Origin of the sequence: Acinetobacter sp. NIPH1876, from assembly GCF_022808535.1 — a bacterium.
Classification (GTDB): Bacteria; Pseudomonadota; Gammaproteobacteria; order Pseudomonadales; family Moraxellaceae; genus Acinetobacter; species Acinetobacter higginsii.
On the sequence record NZ_JALGBR010000003.1, the window covers coordinates 240,326 to 260,128 of the forward strand.

A 19,803-nucleotide genomic window follows, 5' to 3' on the forward strand; every position below is an offset into this window, starting at 1 on the left:
GGGTTTTTTTATATCTGCTGGATTTTAAGGTGGGGGATTTTATGGTTTTCCAAATTGCCCTGTTTTTAAATCCTCATAGGCCTGCAGAATTTCCTCATAACTGTTCATAACAAAAAAGCCATGCCCGTTGATCGGCTCTTGTAGTGGTGGGGCGGATAAAAATAGCAAATCGCAATTTTCTAAAGCGGTAATTGCTACATCATTGTCGAAACTAGACATGATTGCCAAAGCTTGTTTTTCTAAAATTTCTTCATCCGCTGAGAATTGAAGCTTTCCATTACGTAAATAAATTAAAGTCGTGTCGCCATGATTGGCAGACAGAGTGAGTTGTTGTCCTTTATTTAGGTGTACATCAAAGACATTCATTGGGCTATAAGTGTGGGCAACACCTTGAATATTCTGAAACTGTCCGGCAACGATCCTGACATAACCTGCATCATGTTCGAGTAAGATTTTTGGGATATTGTGATTCAGCAAGCTTTGATAATGTGGTGCAGACATTTTATCTTTGGCGGGTAGATTGACCCACAATTGCACCATTTCAAAGAATCCGCCTTGCTCACGAAATTCAGGACTGAAATGTTCAATATGTTGTATACCCGATGCAGCAGTCATCCATTGAACATCACCTTGGCTGATCACACCACCACTTCCTGTTGAGTCTTGATGTTGCAGTTCACCCGCAAAAACAAAGGTGACGGTTTCAAAACCACGATGCGGATGTTCATTGACACCTTTTTTAGTGCTTTTAGGTGGCAAACGCCCAGGTCCGATATGGTCTAAAAGCAAGAATGGGGAAGTGGTATTCCCTAGTTCCTGATAAGAAAAGACTGACAGGGCGGGATAAAAATCGCCAATCGCAAATCGAGTGTCATTACGGTGGATAAAGGCAAGGCTTTTCATGGATGATGCTTTTTAAATTATTGGTTTTAGGTTATCAAACTCTTATTTTTCGTCTAGAGCATTGTTGATGAATAATTTCTCTAATCTGGCATTGAAGTCCTTAGTTGGTGAATGGCCGAAAAGTTGAATTTCATCCTTACAATCTCTACATAAAGGTTGCAACTTCATACATAATGCAGAACTTTGCGACACGAATTACACAAAACCGTTGCTTTTCTTCATTTTTTTAATGATCAAAAACAGTAAGATGTCGTCATACCAGTAGAAATCTGATAGAAGGTTGTTTTTATGAATTTCGTAAAAAAAATGGCTTATGCTGCAACGTTAAGTGCAATGACACTTGCTCCTGTTGTGAGTAGTCAGGTATTCGCTGCACCTGTAGCTGCATCGGCTCAGCAAGCGACCACAAGTTTGGTTCAACAGTTATCTGGCTTGCAACGATTCACCGCAGATTTTGAACAAACCACAAAAGTGGTAAACAGTAATAAAGCAATACAAAAAAAAGGTTTAACTGCTCAACATATGAATCAAACCTTTAAAGGAAGCATGAAAGTTGAGCGTCCGGGGAAATTTTATTGGGAAACCACCAGTCCAGCCAAACAAACCATTGTGACCACAGGTAAAGTGGTGTGGATTTATGATCCGGACTTACAGCAAGCCGTACGTCAAAGCTTAGATGATCAAATTGCCAATACGCCTGCATTATTGTTATCGGGTAATACCAACCAGATCATGCAGTCTTATCGTGTGACTCAACCAGACCGTACCAAACTGTATTACACCTTGTATCCGAAACAGGAAGATGGCGCATTCCAAAGCTTAACGATTAGTTTTGGTGGCAATAAGGCACCGAATTTGATGGTATTACAAGACTCTTTGGGTCAAACCACTTATGTTCGTTTCAATAATATTAAAGTGAATCAGGCGATTCCAGCCTCAGTGTTTAATTTCACGCCACCTAAGGGTACCGATATTATTGATCAGTAATGCTTGAATAATATTATTTCTTAGTTGAACTCTAAGGTTGAAGCATAAGATCTAATCTGCAATGTTGCAGATTAGATCTTTATATACATTGATTTTATTTGATTTAGAAAAATCATAGCTGTTTAGAGCTAGTGTTTGAATATAGATTTTTAAGTTCCGAGCTAAGTCCGCATAATTTTTTAAATATGTAGGTATTGAAATGAGTACATATTGCTGTTCATTATCATCCCAATCGTAAACAAAGAGTCCTCGTTTTGAAATAGCAATGAAATCATCTGGACGAGGTAGATCAACTTTTAAATTTGCTTCACCAATCACTGGAAATTGCTCAATAACAATTTGTTCAATATTCTCTAACTCAAGCAGAGATGAGTTAAGAACAATAGTGGGGATTGGAGCCACGCCTGCTGTTACGAAGGCCGCCAAAGCACCATTTTGATCCATTGCAATCCAAATGCAGTCGATACCTTCAGGATATAAATTCATTTTGTCCTCCTAACTTATCTTTTTATAGTCTGATAGTTATACTGATTTTTTGAATTACGATACATTTCTTAATTTTATATTTCGGCAAGGCTTTGTATAGTGAAGAAAAACATCAGAGACTTGCATGACGATGAATACTTCACAATTATCAAAAATTATTCCACTTCTTCCCATCCTGACTGTCGTTGCACTTGTAGGTTGCCAACCTAAAAAAGATACTGCAGCGGCAACTGAAAAAGTCGATATTCCATTGATTCATGCAAAAGTGGTGGCGGTTAAAATTCCAAAGCAGAAAGTCTGTTTGGAGGATGGTTGTACCACTTATGATTTACAAACAGTTGAAACCAATCAGAAATGGATTGATGAGTATTTCATGAATCGTATGAAAAAAGCGGAGCCGAATGCATTTTCGAATATTGCTGATCAAAAAGTAAAAGTCCCTGCGGACGAACCATCGCAAAGTGAAAGCAGTACTTATGTACGCTTTATTGGGCAAAATTATAACTTAGTGACTTTTGCGATTCAGAGTTATTCTTACTCTGCAGGTGCAGCACATGGCATGTCACATCAAGAGTTTGTGAATTTTGATTTGAGCAATAAAAAACATATCACAGTCAGTGAATTGCTTAAACCTGATATGAATACTAAACTACGTGATGAGCTTTATGCATCTAATCAAAACTGGTTGGAAGACCACAGCATTAAAAAAGAGCAATTACAGGTCAGTGATAACTATTACTATGGGGTAAATGGCATTGTATTTGTTTATCCACTGTATGAATTGGCATCTTATGCAGAAGGTATGAGTGAGTTGACCTTGCCATACTACGCAGCCAAGCAGTTTGTAAGAGCAGAATACTTACCAAGCTTACCTAAAGATCCTAATTAGTGCATGTCAGCACCTACATCTTAGCTGTAGGTGCTGAGACTTTAATTGTCAATCGCTGTATTTTTTTAGGTTAAAGCCTTACACTATAGCCAGTTTTTTCTCTATTCATGATTGATTATGATCGACCCAAAATTACTCAGAAATAATATTGAAGCAGTCAATGCTGCTTTGGCAAAACGTGGTATTCAGCTAAATGTACAAGAGTGGGCTGATTTAGAAGCTCGCCGTAAAGATTTGCAATCCAAAGCTGAAAACCTACAAGCAGAGCGTAATGCTGGTGCCAAGCAAGTCGGTCAAATTAAAAAGTCGGGTGGAGATGCTTCTGAGATCATGGCGCGTATGGCGGCCATTGGTGATGAGATCAAAGCTGCAGAAGTGGCTTTGGCTGAATTACAAGCTGAGCTTGAGCAAAAGTCTCTCGCAATTCCAAACTTGCCAGATGAGTCTGTTCCTTTTGGTAAAGATGAAAGCGATAACCTTGAAATCTTGAAGTGGGGTACACCACGCCAATTTGATTTCGAAATCAAAGACCATACCGATCTTGGTGAAATGATGGGTGGTCTGGAATTTGAAACAGCGACTAAATTAACAGGTTCACGTTTCAGCGTATTGAAAGGACCTTTGGCGCGTTTACAACGTGCTTTAACTCAGTTCATGCTCGATACACACACGCTTAAAAATGGCTATACCGAAGCTTATGTACCGTATTTAGTCAATGCTGACAGCTTACGTGGTACAGGTCAGCTCCCTAAGTTTGAAGAAGATTTATTCAAGCTACAAGGTGAAAAAGAGTATTACCTGATTCCAACCGCTGAAGTGCCGGTGACTAACTTTGTCCGTGACGAAATTATTGATGCGGATCGTTTACCACTGAAATATTCTGCACACACCCCATGTTTCCGTAGCGAAGCGGGTTCTTATGGTCGTGATACCCGTGGTTTAATTCGTCAACATCAATTCGACAAAGTTGAAATGGTGCAAATCGTAAAACCAGAGCACTCTATGCAGGCACTTGAAGAATTGACTGCACACGCAGAGGGCATTTTGCAGGCATTGGGCTTACCGTACCGTAAGATTTTGCTCTGTGGTGGTGACATGGGTTTTGGTGCTGTCAAAACTTATGACCTAGAAGTATGGGTACCAAGCCAAGATACTTATCGTGAAATCTCAAGCTGCTCAAATGTGGGTGATTTCCAAGCACGCCGTATGAAAGCACGCTACCGTGTCGATCAGAAGAAGATCGAATTGGTGCATACCTTGAATGGTTCAGGTTTGGCAGTTGGTCGTACCTTGCTTGCCGTGATGGAAAACTATCAACGCGCTGATGGTTCAATCGAGATTCCAGAAGTTTTACGTCCATATATGGGCGGTGTTAGCTACATCGACTAAACTTTGCATCGAATTTGTGCATAGTTTTTGCTTTAGCTCAATCAGATTGAAAATATAGAGGCGTGACGTGGAAATTTTCCCAATCTCTTTAAAGTTGCAGCAGCAACGTTGTCTGATTGTGGGTGGTGGGCATATTGCCTACCGCAAAGCAAACCTGCTCGTCAAAGCTGGTGCAATTGTTGATGTGATTGCACCAGACATCCTTCCTGAATTACGTCAACTTGTTGAGCAATCGGCAGGGCAATATATTCAATCGCCTTTCTCTGAAAATGTTCTGGCAACAGCTTATCGCTTAGTGATTGCAGCAACAGACCAGCCTGACGTCAATAAAAGCGTATTTGAACAGTGCGAACAGCGTAATCTGCTAGTCAACAGTGTCGATGATATTCCACATTGTCGCTTTATGGTGCCTGCAATTATTGATCGTTCACCTTTGGTGATTTCAGTTGCTTCCAATGGTGCATCGCCTGTTTTATCCAGACAATTACGCACCCAAATCGAAACCATTGTGCCGCATGGCATGGGTAAATTGGCTGAGTTTTCAGGGCAATGGCGTAAGCAAGTGAAAGCCAAAATTGCCAATCCAGATGAACGTCGTATCTTCTGGGAAAACTTGTACGCCAGTCCGCTGAAAGAACAGGTTTTCAATGACAATATTGATGTAGCCAATAATTTGATTGACCAGGCTTTAACGGAATGGACCGCACCGAAAGGTGAGGTGTATTTGGTCGGGGCAGGTCCGGGTGATCCAGAACTGCTGACTTTAAAAGCCTTGCGGTTGATGCAGCAAGCCGATGTGGTGATTTATGACCGCTTGGTGTCTGCGCCCATTCTAGATTTGTGCCGCCGTGATGCTGAAAAGATTTATGTCGGTAAAGCGCGTTCTAATCATTCGGTTCCACAAGATGGCATCAATGCTTTATTGGTTGAATATGCACAGCAAGGTAAACGTGTTTGCCGTTTAAAAGGTGGCGATCCCTTTATCTTTGGACGTGGCGGAGAGGAAATTCAGGAATTGGTCGAAGCCAATGTGACGTTCCAAGTTGTTCCGGGTATTACCGCAGCTTCAGGTTGTTCTGCCTATGCAGGTATTCCACTGACGCACCGTGATTATGCGCAAAGTGTACGTTTCCTGACAGGTCATTTAAAAGAAGGCTCACCTGAATTACCTTGGAATGAACTGGTCTATGAAAACCAAACTTTGGTGTTATACATGGGCTTGGTCGGTTTGGAACGTATTTGTGAGCAATTGATTGCACATGGTCAGCGTCCAACTATGCCTGTGGCCTTAATTTCTAAAGGTACCACCCCTGATCAGAAAGTGGTTGTGGGTACATTGGCAGATATCGCGACCAAAGTATCTGAACATCAGATCGTAGCACCGACTTTAACCATTATTGGTGAAGTGGTGAGTCTACGTGAACAGTTAAAATGGCAATCCCTCCCAACCTCTCTTTAAAAAAGGGAGGATCCCCCTCTTTTTTAAAGAGGGGCTAGGGGAGATTTTAAAGTAGAGAAAATTTGTGATTCATGTCGTCCTATACGAGCCTGAGATTCCAGCGAATACAGGTAATATCATTCGTCTATGTGCCAATACAGGTGCGCAACTCCATTTGGTCAAACCTTTAGGCTTTGAGCTAGATGATAAAAAGTTGAAACGTGCAGGATTGGATTATCATGAATGGGCGAGAATGCAAATTTGGGACAATATCGAACTTTGTCTTGCGGACTTAAAAGCCAAAGGCGTGGAGCATGTTTTTCCACTCACCACCAAAGGCACAGCAACACCGCATACGGTTGATCTGAACCGTCCAGTTGCCTTGTTGATGGGACCTGAAACACGTGGTTTACCTGAACAGGTACGTCTCATGTTCCCGCAAGAACAGTGGATTCGTTTACCAATGGCTGAAAATTCAAGAAGTTTAAACCTCTCGAATGCGACGGCCGTGATTGTGTACGAAGCGTGGAGACAGCAAGGTTTTAAACAACTCTGATTTATCGTGCTTTAGATATCGCCATATGGACTTGCGACAACCAGCGTATAGCCATTCGGGTCTTTAAACCAAATTTCGCGATGATGCGCGTTCGGGTTATATTTCGGCCCTTCTAAAATTTCAACTTGATGAGTTTGTAGCTTTTTGACAATCTCATCAAATTGATTGCTTTCAAACCACAATAAAACCCCATTCCCGATCACTCGTTTCGGATCACCAATATGTGGATGATCATGCGCTTGCCATTGGTGCAGTTGCAGCACCATGCTTTGCTCAAACAGCAATTGTTCATATTCTCTGCCGCCATGTCCGCTTACTAAGCCCAGCACAGTTTGATACCACTGACTGGTTTTCTCGACATCTGCAACTGCAATTAAAGGTTGTGGGTACATACACACCTCACGGAATTATTCGAGTTCTTGTTCCTGTATCGTATCAAAACGTCGTTGAGCGTAAATCACCTGTTCAATATTACTTTCTGCCCAATCCTTGAGTTGATAGGCCATTTCTGCAACTTCTAAACCAAGTGTGGTGAGTGAATAATCCACCCGAATTGGAGCGGTATTCTGCACTTGGCGTTCGATAAAACCGTCTCGTTCCAGCATTTTTAGTTTCTGTGACAATACCTTAGGTGAGATGCCTTGAATGTTTTTTTTCAATAAATTGAAATGTTGGGTTTCTCGCGCAAGCACATTGATGATCAACAGCACCCATTTATCTGCAATTTTTTCAAAAAATAACCGAGCAGGGCAATGTTGTTGATAAATATCGTATTTTAATGCCTGATTCATAGCGATAACCCTCATTTTCTTAATCGAATCTTAGTAGTTACCAGTTGGTAACTAATTGACACCTAGTTTCTAAAATATATCATTAAATCGAACTTTTGAAAAATTTTGGATACTCTCATGACACAAATTGCAGTTGTTTACTTCTCGGGCTATGGCCATACCAAAGTGGTTGCTGAAACTTTTGCGGGTGCGATTGATGCCTCTCTGATTGAAATTGATCAGAATGGTGAGATTACAGAACAGGATTGGCAGACTTTAAATGAGGCTCAAGGTATTGTTTTTGGAGCGCCAACTTACATGGCGGCAGCCCCTTGGCAGTTTAAAAAGTTTGCCGATGCTTCTTCTAAAATCTGGTTTACCCGTGGTTGGCAAGATAAGGTGTTTGCGGGCTTTACCAATAGCGCGAGCCTGAATGGTGACAAGCAAGTGACCTTGATTCAGTTACAGACTTTGGCTTCTCAGCATGGCGGTATTTGGGTGAGCTTGGGATTATTGCCAGCCAATACCAAGGATGCAAAACGTGAAGATGTAAATAACCTAGGTGGCTCTGTAGGTTTGTTGGTTCAGTCACCATCAGATGCGAGCACTGATGAGATCCCAACAGGGGATTTGGAAACAGCGAAGCTTTATGCACAACGTGTGAAAGCAATTGTTGAAAAATTGCATGGTTGATTTTTGTGTTAATTAAAAGATCGAAGCTTTGACTATTACTTAAATAATTTTCTCATCAAAGACAAAAAACCGAGTTTATTATTAAACTCGGTTTTTAAATTGCAAAGGATTAATCAGGTTGAGAGAAGAGGATTATTCAAGCACGGGCCCCGCTTTAGGTGACCATTTTGTGAGTATGTCATTTATAGCAGTTTTGTTGTACTGATAGCTTAGACTGTGCTGTCCTTTCAGTGGAGCTTGATATTCCCCGCGAACAACTTGTCCTTGATATTCATACCATGCCAATTGCCCATCAATGATACCAAAGTAATCAGCCATCGCTTTTTTTGCCGTTTCATCACGTGTATTAAATACAATTCGTGCAGGGCTATCGCTAGTGGCATTAATCACCTGATAGTTGAGGACATAACTACTGGTCACTTTAGTTTCTGAATTTGTGGTGGTGAAATCTGCTTCATTAGCAGCACGTAAACGGATACTTGCTGTATTTCCACCATTGCGAAGCCATGCCTGTTTGCTCACAGCATCAGTTAACGAACTTGCAATACTAGAACATGGACTGATACTACTACATGTATAAATTGGCAATGGATCATTCTGTGTTGTAAACACAATATGTACTCGGAGAATACTATAGGCTGGCTGAATCACGTCACGAATCCAGCTATAAACTTTTGCTCCTGAGCTAAATTTTTCAGTATTCACAACATCAGGCCATTTTCTGCCATCACCAAAGCCACGATTGAGTCCCTGAGCAAGGTTTCTATTGCTAATATCTTGTTCTAAAAGGGTTAGGTATTGTATGCCCTGATCATCAACTAATTGTACTGTTTTAATTCCGGCAGAACCTACAGGTCCATTACTGGCTTTTTTACCGCCATTACTTTCAATCCATTGGTTTTTCTCTCGACTAAAAACCAATTGAGGCCATAGATCTTCTCGCCATCCGTTAAAACCAAAACCGCTAGTTGCGTAAGTATTCATACTTAAATTATTGGTACTACTTGCAAATTCTCTGTTATAACTCGATAACTGTACTGGATCATACATCACCCAATAGCTCATTGAATAACGGCTATTTTTCTGATCATTTAAAAATGCTAATGGTTCAGTAATATAGCTAAAGTTGGCTTGATCATCTGTTTTTGTTTGATCGGGAACTGGAGTCGGTGTAGGCGTTGGCGTTGGCGTTGGCGTTGGCGTTGGCGTTGGCGTTGGCGTTGGCGTTGGCGTTGGCGTTGGCGTTGGCGTTGGCGTTGGTGTGGGTGTAGGTTCAGACGAGCTTGAATCACCGCCACTACCAGAGTCAAACCAACAAGCACTGAGTGCTACAGAAAGCAGGGCAATACCGCTTCCTTTCACGATATTTTTCATTATTTTGATTCCCTCTGTTTTTGTGGTGTTTAAAAATCAATTTGATTTTTAACTTTCAAATATTGTTGGATTTTTTTTAATCATAATGCAGCTGGGAAAAGGAAATAAACAAAAGGCCTCATTAGGTTAATAAATTGGTTTTAAATGTTTTTTTACTCAGGGTGCTTTACATCTGAATCTTTTGATCACTTTGATTTTTTTGATTATATTTGCTGCGAACATATTGAAACTTAATCCATATTAATATGTGCTAAATAGAATGCTTTCATACATTATTTTTTAATAATTAATTTCTAAGATATTTATTTCTAATAAAGGAAAGAGCGATAAAAATAATTGTGAAAGCGATCTCATAAATACTTTAAATCACTTATCGGGGTTGTTATGGAAAATGTAGAATGGCAGGGGACACCTTCTCAAATCAGTAATCTTGCATACTTTGTTGTATGTGGTGTTTTATTCTTTTTGGTCATTCCTTTGCTATTGATCTTATGGCGTTGGCTGCAGACCAAATATACAAAATACGAGTTAACCTCTGAGCGTTTAATTATGTCCAAAGGGGTACTGAATAAAACTACCAATCAATTGGAACTCTATCGAGTCAGAGACTATCGACATGAGCAACCGTTTTTTCTACGCATTTTTGGATTAAGTAATATTGTGCTGATCAGTACCGACAAGACAGATAAAGTTTTAAACCTGATTGCCATTCGTGATGGTGGAGATTTAATTACTCAGATTAGATCAAATGTCGAAGGCTTAAGAAGATCAAAGTCGAGAATTATTTAAAGCTAAGCACATAAAAAAGGCGCATTCAGCGCCTTTTTTATTATCTCATCAGATTAATGTCTGTCATCAAATTCATTATGCTGTGGCGCATTGTATTTGAAGCCTTTAGTCTTATAAGCAAGATAACCGACACCGATTACTGCCCAAGCCAGACCAATCTGTAAAGCCAATTTGTCAATTTCTAACCACATCATAAACACGCTGGCAAAACCCAGTGTTGGGATAATGATGTAGCTGATAATGTCTTTTGGCGTCTTGTTCTTACCATCTCGCAATGCATAGCGAGAAATTACCGAGAAGTTAACAAAGCTAAATGCAGTTAATGCACCAAAGCTAATTAAGTTCACGATATGCTCAAGATCAAGGAAACCAGCAGACAACGCAACAACACCTACAATCAAGATGTTGTAAGTTGGGGTATGCAAGCGTGGGCTAATATGACCGAATAATTTCTTATTGATCACGCCATCACGACCCATCACATACATTAAACGCGATACACCTGCATGTGCCGAAATACCTGATGCCATCACTGCCACGACTGCAAAATATAAAACCATGGTCTTAAATGCAAGGCTACCAATCGCTGCAACCATCACGGGCTGAGATTCATCCAGTGGATTGAAGTAGGTACTCGGATTACTTGGGAAGTAAAGCTGAATAAAGTAGGTGCTGACAATGAAGATGATACCTGCAACCAAGGCTGTAGTGAAAATTGCACGTGGCAAAGTTTTCTCAGCATCTTTGGTTTCTTCTGCAAGTGAAGAAAGCGCATCAAAGCCTGTAAATGAGAAGCATAGCACCGTTGCACCTGCAATTAACGCCCCGACAGAGGTCATTTCATTCCAGAATGGCGCAAGTGACCATAACTCAGCTTTGTCTGGATTCAGTGTGCCATCGGCATAAACGCCTTGTGTGAGCAGGATATAGACCTGATACACAAAGTAGAAAATGACACCGAGCTGGATCACCACAATGGTACTGTTAAAACGCGCAACAAAACGTGCACCAAACAGGTTAATCACGGTCATGAGCACGGTTAAACCAATCACCCAAATCCAGTTGTTCACTTCTGGGAAGAGTGCTCTCAAATAAATATCAGCAAGAATGATATTCACCAGAGGAGAGAGCAAATAATCTAACCACGACGACCAACCCACCATAAAACCAACATTAGGGTGAATTGACTTTTGGGCATAGGTATATGCAGAACCAGAAGACGGATAACGACGAATCATGTGACCATAACTGATCGACGTTAAAAGAATTGCAACTAAGGCAAATATGTAGGAAGTCGGTACATGACCACCACTTCTTTCAGATACTAAACCAAACGTATCAAATAAAGTTAATGGTTGAATATAAGCCAAGCCAATAATGATGATGTGCCAAAGCACAAGATTCTTTTGCAGCTTCGCTGTTGGTTGAGTCCCAGATAAATTTGTCAACGGCGTTATCCTCATAATCGTTGATCAAAGATCAGCCATAGTGTTAAGGATCGTTTGAGACAAAAACGATCCCCCGTACAAAAAATGAAAGTGCGCCAATCTATCCTAAAACACTATAAATTGTCAGTACTTTTATGCTTTTTTTAGCAATTTTTTTGCCAATTGGGTAAAGAAATAGATGAATAAAGATTCACTTAAAATGAAAAAGCCCCGATACTCAATCAATATCGGGGCTTTTAAGCAGGAATACTTGATTTAACTCAATGTATTACCATGCTTTTTGTAAGATTGCACGAATGTCTTGCAAGTTTGCTTCTTTCGGGTTGTAAATGATAGAACCATCATTCAATGCCTTATCTGCAACTTCATCCAGTTGTGCTTCAGTGACTTTACCTGTTTCGCGTAACGTACGTGGCAGTTTGGTCAGGCTGAAAAGACGATCACGCATTGCTAAAATTGTGGCAATGGCTTTGTCTGCACGTAAGTTTGCAGGAGTTTGTGCATAAATATCGGCACCCGCAAGTGGTAGCAGTAATTCAGCAATCTTGTCGCCATTAATCTCTTTATTGTATTCCAGCACATATGGCAGGAATAAGTTCATGCATAAGCCGTGGGGCAGGTGTGCAACTGCACCAAGCGCATGACCCAATGAGTGAACTAAGCCCACCATTGAATTAGAGAAGGCAATCCCCGCCATAGTTGACGCTTGAGCGAGTTCTAAACGACCTTGCGCATCGCTTGGATTGTCTAAAACTTTGAACAGGTTTTCGCTGATCTTTTTAATCCCTGCGCTGGCATAGGCATCGCTAAGTGGGTTGGCAGCTAAACAGGTATAGGCTTCAACACAGTGTGTCAGTGCATCCATGCCTGTCATGGCAGTCAGATGCGGCGGCAAAGTCTGGGTCATGCGTGGATCAAGAATCGCGGCATGTGGCATCAAGTAATACGAAGCAAAAGCCAGTTTGACATTGCGTTGGGTATCCGAAACGACAGCAACCATGGTGGCTTCCGAACCTGTACCAGAGGTGGTTGGAATCACGAAGAATGGCTTAAGTGGTTTAGGTAGATTGTGCGCACCTGAATATTGCAATAAATCATCACCACCTTCAGACACCAAGATATTGGTTGCTTTAGAGGTGTCGATGACTGAGCCGCCACCAATCGCAATGATCGCATCACATTTCTGCTTGCGGTAAAGTTCTGCGGCTAAGCGAACCACTTCCAAGCTTGAATCGGGTGGGACATCATCAAAGATCGCACCAATCACTGCATCAGTGGTGCTGAATGCTGCTTCGATTGGGCTGAGTAGACCATTGGCACGTACGCCTTTATCGGTAATGATCATTGGGCGTTTTGCGCCAAGCGTTGCAAGTTCAAATGGGATATGCTCTAGGGCAGCGTTACCAGCAATGACTTTTACAGGACAGAAAAACTCGTAATAAGGCTTAGCCATGTTATGCGCTCCGTTTGAGATATGATTTTGCGACTTTAAGATAAATATTTTTTGCACCCGTGAATTTTTCTTTTAATGTTAATTCAGCAGGGTAGCGCTTGACTGCAAGTGAAGCGATTAGCTTAGGTAAAATCAAGGCTTCCATTTTGTTCAAGCAACGCACCAGACGGATGGCACTTGAAACATCACCATCGGCAATCATACGGTCATTGGCAAACGCTTGCGCGGTACTTTCTTGGAAAGAAAATACCAAAAAGGCGTGGGTTAAATGCTTGAAGGTAATGGTTAAATCAGGCTTGCCTTTGTAGTTGGACAATAGCTCTAATTGTTTTTCTTCGGTTACTCGAGCAACAAATGCAGGTCCATTGGGGAAAACATTCATTGAAAGGATAAAACCAACAGGAAACTTCGACACTTCCTGTTGTACTTCATCATCCACTTGGCTTGCCATCACGAGGCCACGACCCACAACATCCATCATGAGTTTGACGTAGGCAAATTGCAACGTGGGCTTCACTGCTTTGGTTGAAATCACTTGCGTATCCCTTGTTAAAATTATGCAAAAGCTAATTTAGAGTATTTACTCTAATTTATTTTATTAGAATTGAAAAGTAAATTATTCAGATTTGACTACAAGGTCATTAAAGAAATCGGTATTTTGCAGATAGTGGACAAAATCAGCGCAAAGCTGTTCAAAGCTTGGATAATCTGTCAGTAAGTCCTGTAAGCGCACCATCTCTAAACCTGCATAACCGCAGGGATTAATGGTTTGAAAACCAGTGAGGTCGCAGTCGATGTTCAGGGCCAGACCATGATAACTACGGCCACGACGGATTTTAAAACCAAGAGAACCAATCTTGCGTTCATCGACATAAACGCCTGGGGCATCAGCTTTGGCATAGGCATTGATATTATATTTTTTGAGTAGATCAATCATGGCTTGTTCTGCAAAACTGACCAAAGTACGCACATGCCATTTCAAGCGATTCAGGTCTAACAGGAAATAGGCAACCAATTGACCTCTGCCATGCCAAGTGACTTGGCCACCGCGATCAGTATGTACAATCGGCAGGTTGCTGTGCAGAAGGATATGTTCAGGCTTGCCTGCTTGTCCTTGGGTCAGGACATCTTGATGTTGAAGCAGCCAAACTTCATCGGGTGTGGTTTCATCACGATGAGTTGTGAAGTCTTTCATTGCTTCAAAACGCGTCGTGTAATCTTGTAGATCATTGAAACAACGAATGATTAAAGTTGGTTTTGCAGCACTCATTACAACAGAACATCCTTTACAGTTTTTAAATGGTCAATAGCTTAATTATGTAATGATTTGGGGAGGATAAATAGCTATTTATCAAAATGTTGAAGCTTATTTTTTAGTGCAAAAAAAAGTCCAAAACACTTTCGTATTTTGGACTTCTTTATTAAAGCGCTGTCTTAATTAAAGGACAGGCTGCAAGATCAGCGTATAAGGCATGAACTTGTTCCAGCTCTTCAAAGCGTAATTGTGCCGTTAAAGAGTGGTATTTGCCTGTACGAGACGGCTGAACTTTCACTGTGTCGCCATCAAATTCAGGGAAGTGCTTCTGCAAAATATCAACAACAGCCACTCGAAGTTCATCCCCTGCATTACCAATCAATTTGATCGGATAGTCCATCGGGAAAACCCAAAGATGTTCTTGCAATTCACGAGAAGGAGTGCGGTCTAACATGAGCAACCTCTTAATTTGAAACGCCTGCATCAGTGCAGGCGCTTTTGATCTAATACATAGATGGGGATGAAGTATTGAACTTCAAGTCCTGCGCTAAACCAATACAATGCATTGGTCTAGCACAAGATTTCCCAAAGATTAGTCGTTTTCCAAGAATGAACGTAAGTGTTCTGAACGAGAAGGGTGACGAAGCTTACGTAACGCTTTCGCTTCAATCTGACGAATACGTTCACGTGTTACGTCAAACTGTTTACCTACTTCTTCTAAAGTATGGTCGGTTGGCATATCGATACCAAAACGCATTTTCAATACTTTTGCTTCACGTTCAGTCAAGTTTTCAAGTACTTCACGTGTCGCTTCTTTTAAGCCTTCTGAGGTCGCAGCATCCACTGGTGAAGTGATGTTTGAGTCCTCAATGAAGTCACCAAGATGCGAATCTTCATCATCACCGATCGGTGTTTCCATCGAAATCGGTTCTTTTGCGATTTTAAGTACTTTACGAACTTTAACTTCGTCCATTTCCAGACGCTCACCCAATTCTTCAGGAGTCGGTTCACGGCCCATTTCTTGAAGAAGTTGACGAGAAACACGATTGATCTTGTTAATCGTTTCAATCATGTGTACTGGAATACGAATGGTACGTGCTTGGTCGGCAATCGAACGTGTAATCGCCTGACGAATCCACCACGTTGCATAAGTCGAGAATTTATAACCACGACGATATTCAAACTTGTCCACGGCTTTCATCAAACCGATGTTACCTTCTTGAATCAAGTCGAGGAACTGTAAGCCACGGTTGGTATATTTTTTCGCAATCGAAATTACCAAACGTAAGTTCGCTTCAACCATCTCTTTCTTGGCACGACGTGCTTTCGCTTCACCAACAGCCATACGTTTCGAGATATCTTTGATATCTTTAACGTTTAAACCAAGATCTTTCTCAATATCTGCAATTTTTTGCTGGAATGCCAATACGTCAGGACGTACTTTTTCTAAATGTGCTTTGGTTTCAGCCGGTGCTTTGGCAATTTGTTCGTCTAACCAAGCTGGATTTGATTCTTGCTCAGGGAAGGTCATACGGAACTGGGTACGATCCATACGACCACGACGGACTGCATAACGCATAATTTCACGTTCATTTGAACGAATTTGGTCATGTGTACCACGAATCATTTCTGAAATGATGTCGAATAAGCGTGGTGTAAATTTGAACATCATGAACACAGCAGCAAGCGCTTCAAGCGCAGCTTTTGCTTCATCACTATCACGACCGTGTTTCGCTACCACCGTTTTAGTTTCATTCCAAGCCGCTTCTAATTCAGAGAAACGAACTTTGGCAACTTCGGGGTCTGGACCTGATTCACCTTCAGAATCATCATCACCTTCAGATTCTTCTTCTTCGTCATCATCATCGAGTTTGACGTCTTTTGCTTTAGGTGAAGCATCTTCGTCTTCTTCAAGCTCAGCTTCTTCTTCAAGAACTTCTGGAATATCTTCGTCAGTTTCAGGGTCTAAATAACCAGAGAGAATATCGGCAAGACGACGCTCACCAGTTAAAAAGTCATTATATTCTTGTAAAACAACTTCAACAGCATTTGGCCAGTAAGCAATCGAATGTAAAACGTCACGAATACCTTCTTCGATGCGTTTTGCAATGCTAATTTCGCCTTCACGTGTAAGAAGTTCAACCGTACCCATTTCACGCATATACATACGTACAGGGTCTGTGGTACGACCAGGCTCACTTTCAACCGATGCTAATACGGCAGCAGCTTCTTCTTCGGCAACTTCGTCAGCCGCTTCAGTTGATTCACCAAACATGGTGTCATCGGTTTCTGGTGCACGTTCATGCACTGGAATACCAACGTCTTGAAGCATCTGAATGATGTCTTCAATCTGCTCGCTTTCCGTAATTGAGTCTGGTAGATGATCGTTAACCTCAGCGTAAGTTAAATAACCTTGCTCTTTGCCTCGGCTAATCAGAGCCGCTACTTGCGAAGTAGGGGAATTCATATCGCTCATCTTTGCTTACTCTTTTGTTGAATCTGGGGCGGTGAAAAACCGTGCATGATAGCACAATTCACGATGAATGTTTTGGATTCGATCCGTTAACTTTAAAATAAAAATAGCTTTGATTTCACGTTCGTTTCTTGAATATGGGGTTGAGTCATAAATTTTCAAGCAGTCAGTCCTGATTAAAGATGTTTTTTAATTACAATTGTTCTTAGATTATAAATACACAAAAAAACTGACGAAAAAAAGTACAAAACATCGTTTTATCACAAAAAAAACAAATAAAACTTGACAAGGTTGGCTAAGACCGATAAATAGCGGCTAGACCCATTTATATTTTTTCATTAGAGGTACTTAGTGTCTTCTACAGATTTTGAATTAGATGATGATAACTATGGTGAAGATGATGCAGGTTTTGATGAGTCATCTGGAAAAATTACTGCCAAAGAATCATTAGAAAAGCGCCGTTTGATTGATGAGCTTCTGGCGCAACGTCGTTTAGAGCGAGAACTCAAAGATTTTGATTACGATTTCGACGACGATGATCTTGATGACGAAGACTAAGCAAAATTGCTAAGACTTTATGTCCGAAAATGTTATGCTGTTGACGATGTATTTTTAAAATTGGATTAAAGAATGAGCACGTTAGATTTAGACTTATTGAGTAACTATCTTGACGGCGATCAAAATGAATATGGTCTAGATTTTGCAGCGACTCATGGCTTTTTGTGTGCGATTGCAGTTGGTCCACAATTTGATCGTTGGTTAGATGAGCTTTTCGAGAGTAATCAAAAGAAACTTCCTGCTGAAGTGCTTGAGCAGGTTAAGCTTTGGTTGGAGTCTATTCGTCAAGATTTAGCCAATGAAAATGGAATCGAGTTTCCATTTGAAATCGAAGAAGCGGACGTTGAATCGAGCTTAGGTGATTGGAGTGTTGGTTTTGTTGATGCCATGTTCCTTAATGAAGATGCGTGGTTTGCACCTGAGTTTGAAGAACAGCTTATCGATTTAACATTACCAATTATGGTGTTTAGCGGAATTGATGAAGAAGATCCACAAATGGAATCTTTCCGTCGCAATGGTCAGTTGATGGATGAATTAGCGGAAGAAATTCCAAATAATTTAAATGAACTCTATCTGATGTACCATACGCCAGCATAAGGATACCTCGGATACTGTGATCATTGCGGTTGAAGAATGACAAACAAATAGAATATTAAAACGCCTCTAGAAGGCGTTTTTTTATTGCCGACAGTTGGCGTTGTTGCTTTACATTTAGATCGTTTAAAGATCAATATTATTTAAAAATGAGCGAAAAATAGACTCAGTCCTAAAGCACTCAAGATACAACCAATCACTCGATTAATGCTGATTTGTCGAGCGAGAATTTTATTGCGAATCAAAGGAGCAGAACAAAAAAGTGCAACAAGACAAAACCAAACCAAATGACTGCTAGAAATAAAAAAACCATAGCCGATTAGTGTGTGCAGGTTGTTGGTGCTGGGCATGACTTGTGCATAAATACTCATGACAAAAAGTGTAGTTTTGGGGTTGAGACTATTGGTGAGAAAACCATGCCTGATGGCCTGCCAACGTGTGATTTGATGGCTATTGTCATCAAACAGAATGGGGGCTTGGGTAAAGGTTTTGTAGCCAATATAGATCAAATAAGCTGCACCAATATATTGAATTAGATGAATTAAACTGGGGAGGTGTTGCTGTAAAAAGCTGAGTCCAATCAAGCTGTAGCTGATATGGACCCAGACACCGATTGCAATGCCGTAGGCGGTACACATGCCCAAATGGCGACCATAGAGATAGCTGTTTCGGGTCACCAAGGCGAAGTCAGCACCTGGGCTGATGACTGCAAGCAGGGTGACGATGCCGACGGCAATGATTTCATTCACTCATCTATTCCTAAACTGAATCATTAAAGATTTTTTATATTTTTCATATTCTTGCTATATTTAAAATTGAATTTAATTCTTGTTATGCATGAGTTTTTGGAATGATTGAGCGATTGTCTTTGAATTCACTCAAGTTTTTTTATTACGTGGCCCGTTATGAAAGTGTGACCCTTGCTGCGGAAAAGCTATTTGTGACGCAAAGTGCGGTAAGCAAGCAACTTAAAAACTTGGAAGAAGGTTTAGGCTTGCTGTTATTTGTACGTGAAGCCAGAAAATTAACTTTGACCTCAGAAGGTGAAGTGCTGTTTGATTGCTGTCAACAGATCTTTCAACAGATCGAGCAGTGCGTAGTGCAATTACAACAACACAATAAAGTGCAAAAGAACCTGATACTTTCTTGTGAACCGACACTGGCCATGAAATGGCTGATTCCCCGTTTAGCGCAATTTAAACAGCGCTATCCTGAATTTGAGGTGAGCTTGTTAACCGGTGGTGGAGCGGTGGATTTTACTGCACAGCATATCGACGTGGCGCTGAGAAGAGATGATTTTGATTGGGGCGCAGCCCTGTATAGTGAAAAAATTGCGGATGAACAGATGCTCGCTGTGCGGGCGAAGAGTGATCATGCGGCAATGACACAGCTGTTTATTTCCAAGTCCAGACCTCAGCTATGGCAACAGTTTAAACGTCGGCATCCAGCACAACTCAGTGATTTAAAACGATCTTCGCTTGAGCATTTTTATCTCTGTATTGAGGCTTGCTTGGCGGGTTTAGGTGCAACAGTGGTTTCAGCCTATATGGTTGAACGAGAAATGGAATATCAGATGCTGGAACCACTCACCACGACTTATGCGGATGGTTCGGCCTATCATTTATTGTCTGCCCAGCCTTTTGAGGCGGATATTCGTAAAGTATTGCTGAGAGACTGGTTAAGGGATGAAATGCATAAAAGCCAACTGGGATTTAACGCAGTTTTATCTCAGGTCTAAGCTTTGTTGG

At 41.0% G+C, this 19,803-nt stretch carries 22 protein-coding genes; 10 read left to right on the forward strand and 12 right to left on the reverse strand.

Features of this window, described 5'->3' with window-relative positions; genetic code table 11:
* Positions 1–39: 39 nt before the first annotated feature.
* Positions 40–903 carry a pirin family protein gene (locus tag MN869_RS05025; protein WP_241304762.1) on the reverse strand — a complete coding sequence of 288 codons (864 nt, stop codon included), beginning with the start codon at positions 901–903 and terminating at the stop codon, positions 40–42.
* 288 nt (positions 904–1,191) lie between these two features.
* On the opposite strand from MN869_RS05025, the gene lolA reads away from it, so the two are divergent.
* A complete protein-coding gene (lolA, locus tag MN869_RS05030; RefSeq protein ID WP_005205910.1) occupies positions 1,192–1,890 on the forward strand; it encodes an outer membrane lipoprotein chaperone LolA in 699 nt (232 codons plus the stop codon).
* Between the two features lie 51 nt (positions 1,891–1,941).
* Here lolA and MN869_RS05035 read toward each other — a convergent pair whose 3' ends face one another.
* Positions 1,942–2,376 carry a hypothetical protein gene (locus tag MN869_RS05035; RefSeq protein WP_005205908.1) on the reverse strand — a complete coding sequence of 145 codons (435 nt, stop codon included), beginning with the start codon at positions 2,374–2,376 and terminating at the stop codon, positions 1,942–1,944.
* 124 nt (positions 2,377–2,500) lie between these two features.
* On the opposite strand from MN869_RS05035, the gene MN869_RS05040 reads away from it, so the two are divergent.
* The 4 genes from MN869_RS05040 to MN869_RS05055 all read left to right on the forward strand — a co-directional run bounded on the left by MN869_RS05040 (position 2,501) and on the right by MN869_RS05055 (position 6,648).
* Positions 2,501–3,265 (forward strand): RsiV family protein, encoded by a 765-nt coding sequence (locus tag MN869_RS05040; RefSeq protein ID WP_241304763.1) that lies wholly within the window; start codon positions 2,501–2,503, stop codon positions 3,263–3,265.
* A 117-nt stretch (positions 3,266–3,382) separates the two neighbouring features.
* Entirely contained in the window at positions 3,383–4,654 is a 1,272-nt protein-coding gene (gene serS, locus MN869_RS05045; protein WP_004652225.1) for a serine--tRNA ligase, read from the forward strand.
* Positions 4,655–4,721: 67 nt separating this feature from the next.
* Positions 4,722–6,113: a siroheme synthase CysG gene (gene cysG / locus MN869_RS05050; RefSeq protein ID WP_241304764.1), complete on the forward strand. Its 1,392-nt coding sequence runs from the start codon at positions 4,722–4,724 to the stop codon at positions 6,111–6,113.
* A 64-nt stretch (positions 6,114–6,177) separates the two neighbouring features.
* The gene (locus MN869_RS05055) at positions 6,178–6,648 is read left to right on the forward strand and encodes a tRNA (cytidine(34)-2'-O)-methyltransferase (protein ID WP_004803126.1); all 471 of its coding nucleotides are present in this window, start codon (positions 6,178–6,180) and stop codon (positions 6,646–6,648) included.
* Positions 6,649–6,659: 11 nt separating this feature from the next.
* On the opposite strand, the gene MN869_RS05060 is transcribed toward MN869_RS05055, so the two are convergent.
* Together MN869_RS05060 and MN869_RS05065 are read right to left on the reverse strand one after the other, a co-directional pair.
* Positions 6,660–7,040: a VOC family protein gene (locus tag MN869_RS05060; protein WP_241304765.1), complete on the reverse strand. Its 381-nt coding sequence runs from the start codon at positions 7,038–7,040 to the stop codon at positions 6,660–6,662.
* A gap of 15 nt (positions 7,041–7,055) precedes the next feature.
* Positions 7,056–7,439 (reverse strand): helix-turn-helix domain-containing protein, encoded by a 384-nt coding sequence (locus MN869_RS05065; protein WP_004652221.1) that lies wholly within the window; start codon positions 7,437–7,439, stop codon positions 7,056–7,058.
* A gap of 117 nt (positions 7,440–7,556) precedes the next feature.
* On the opposite strand from MN869_RS05065, the gene MN869_RS05070 reads away from it, so the two are divergent.
* Entirely contained in the window at positions 7,557–8,111 is a 555-nt protein-coding gene (locus MN869_RS05070) for a flavodoxin family protein (protein WP_241304766.1), read from the forward strand.
* Positions 8,112–8,243: 132 nt separating this feature from the next.
* Here the strand turns inward: MN869_RS05070 and MN869_RS20380 are convergent, their stop codons facing one another.
* Positions 8,244–9,485, reverse strand: a complete 1,242-nt coding sequence (locus MN869_RS20380) for a hypothetical protein (protein ID WP_279324131.1) — start codon at positions 9,483–9,485, stop codon at positions 8,244–8,246.
* 384 nt (positions 9,486–9,869) lie between these two features.
* Between MN869_RS20380 and MN869_RS05080 the strand changes: the two genes are divergently transcribed.
* On the forward strand, positions 9,870–10,274 hold the full coding sequence (locus MN869_RS05080) for a PH domain-containing protein (RefSeq protein WP_004652218.1): 405 nt from the start codon (positions 9,870–9,872) through the stop codon (positions 10,272–10,274).
* 53 nt (positions 10,275–10,327) lie between these two features.
* On the opposite strand, the gene MN869_RS05085 is transcribed toward MN869_RS05080, so the two are convergent.
* The 6 genes from MN869_RS05085 to rpoD all read right to left on the reverse strand — a co-directional run bounded on the left by MN869_RS05085 (position 10,328) and on the right by rpoD (position 16,906).
* Complete coding sequence (locus MN869_RS05085; RefSeq protein ID WP_005192588.1) at positions 10,328–11,722, reverse strand: APC family permease; 1,395 nt, start codon at positions 11,720–11,722, stop codon at positions 10,328–10,330.
* Between the two features lie 268 nt (positions 11,723–11,990).
* The gene (locus tag MN869_RS05090) at positions 11,991–13,175 is read right to left on the reverse strand and encodes an iron-containing alcohol dehydrogenase (RefSeq protein ID WP_241304767.1); all 1,185 of its coding nucleotides are present in this window, start codon (positions 13,173–13,175) and stop codon (positions 11,991–11,993) included.
* Between the two features lies 1 nt (position 13,176).
* On the reverse strand, positions 13,177–13,710 hold the full coding sequence (locus tag MN869_RS05095) for a hypothetical protein (RefSeq protein ID WP_004652214.1): 534 nt from the start codon (positions 13,708–13,710) through the stop codon (positions 13,177–13,179).
* A gap of 81 nt (positions 13,711–13,791) precedes the next feature.
* Positions 13,792–14,445 carry a lipoyl(octanoyl) transferase LipB gene (gene lipB, locus MN869_RS05100; protein WP_241304768.1) on the reverse strand — a complete coding sequence of 218 codons (654 nt, stop codon included), beginning with the start codon at positions 14,443–14,445 and terminating at the stop codon, positions 13,792–13,794.
* Positions 14,446–14,596: 151 nt separating this feature from the next.
* Complete coding sequence (locus MN869_RS05105) at positions 14,597–14,884, reverse strand: DUF493 domain-containing protein (RefSeq protein WP_004652212.1); 288 nt, start codon at positions 14,882–14,884, stop codon at positions 14,597–14,599.
* 138 nt (positions 14,885–15,022) lie between these two features.
* Positions 15,023–16,906, reverse strand: coding sequence for an RNA polymerase sigma factor RpoD (rpoD, locus tag MN869_RS05110; RefSeq protein ID WP_241304769.1), 1,884 nt, complete (start codon positions 16,904–16,906; stop codon positions 15,023–15,025).
* Positions 16,907–17,254: 348 nt separating this feature from the next.
* On the opposite strand from rpoD, the gene MN869_RS05115 reads away from it, so the two are divergent.
* Entirely contained in the window at positions 17,255–17,461 is a 207-nt protein-coding gene (locus MN869_RS05115; RefSeq protein ID WP_004803146.1) for a hypothetical protein, read from the forward strand.
* Between the two features lie 72 nt (positions 17,462–17,533).
* Positions 17,534–18,058, forward strand: coding sequence for a YecA family protein (locus tag MN869_RS05120; protein ID WP_004803148.1), 525 nt, complete (start codon positions 17,534–17,536; stop codon positions 18,056–18,058).
* Between the two features lie 140 nt (positions 18,059–18,198).
* Here the strand turns inward: MN869_RS05120 and MN869_RS05125 are convergent, their stop codons facing one another.
* Positions 18,199–18,804 (reverse strand): LysE family transporter, encoded by a 606-nt coding sequence (locus tag MN869_RS05125; protein ID WP_005205890.1) that lies wholly within the window; start codon positions 18,802–18,804, stop codon positions 18,199–18,201.
* 101 nt (positions 18,805–18,905) lie between these two features.
* Between MN869_RS05125 and MN869_RS05130 the strand changes: the two genes are divergently transcribed.
* Positions 18,906–19,793, forward strand: a complete 888-nt coding sequence (locus MN869_RS05130) for a LysR family transcriptional regulator (RefSeq protein WP_005205888.1) — start codon at positions 18,906–18,908, stop codon at positions 19,791–19,793.
* The last annotated feature ends 10 nt before the right edge of the window (positions 19,794–19,803 follow it).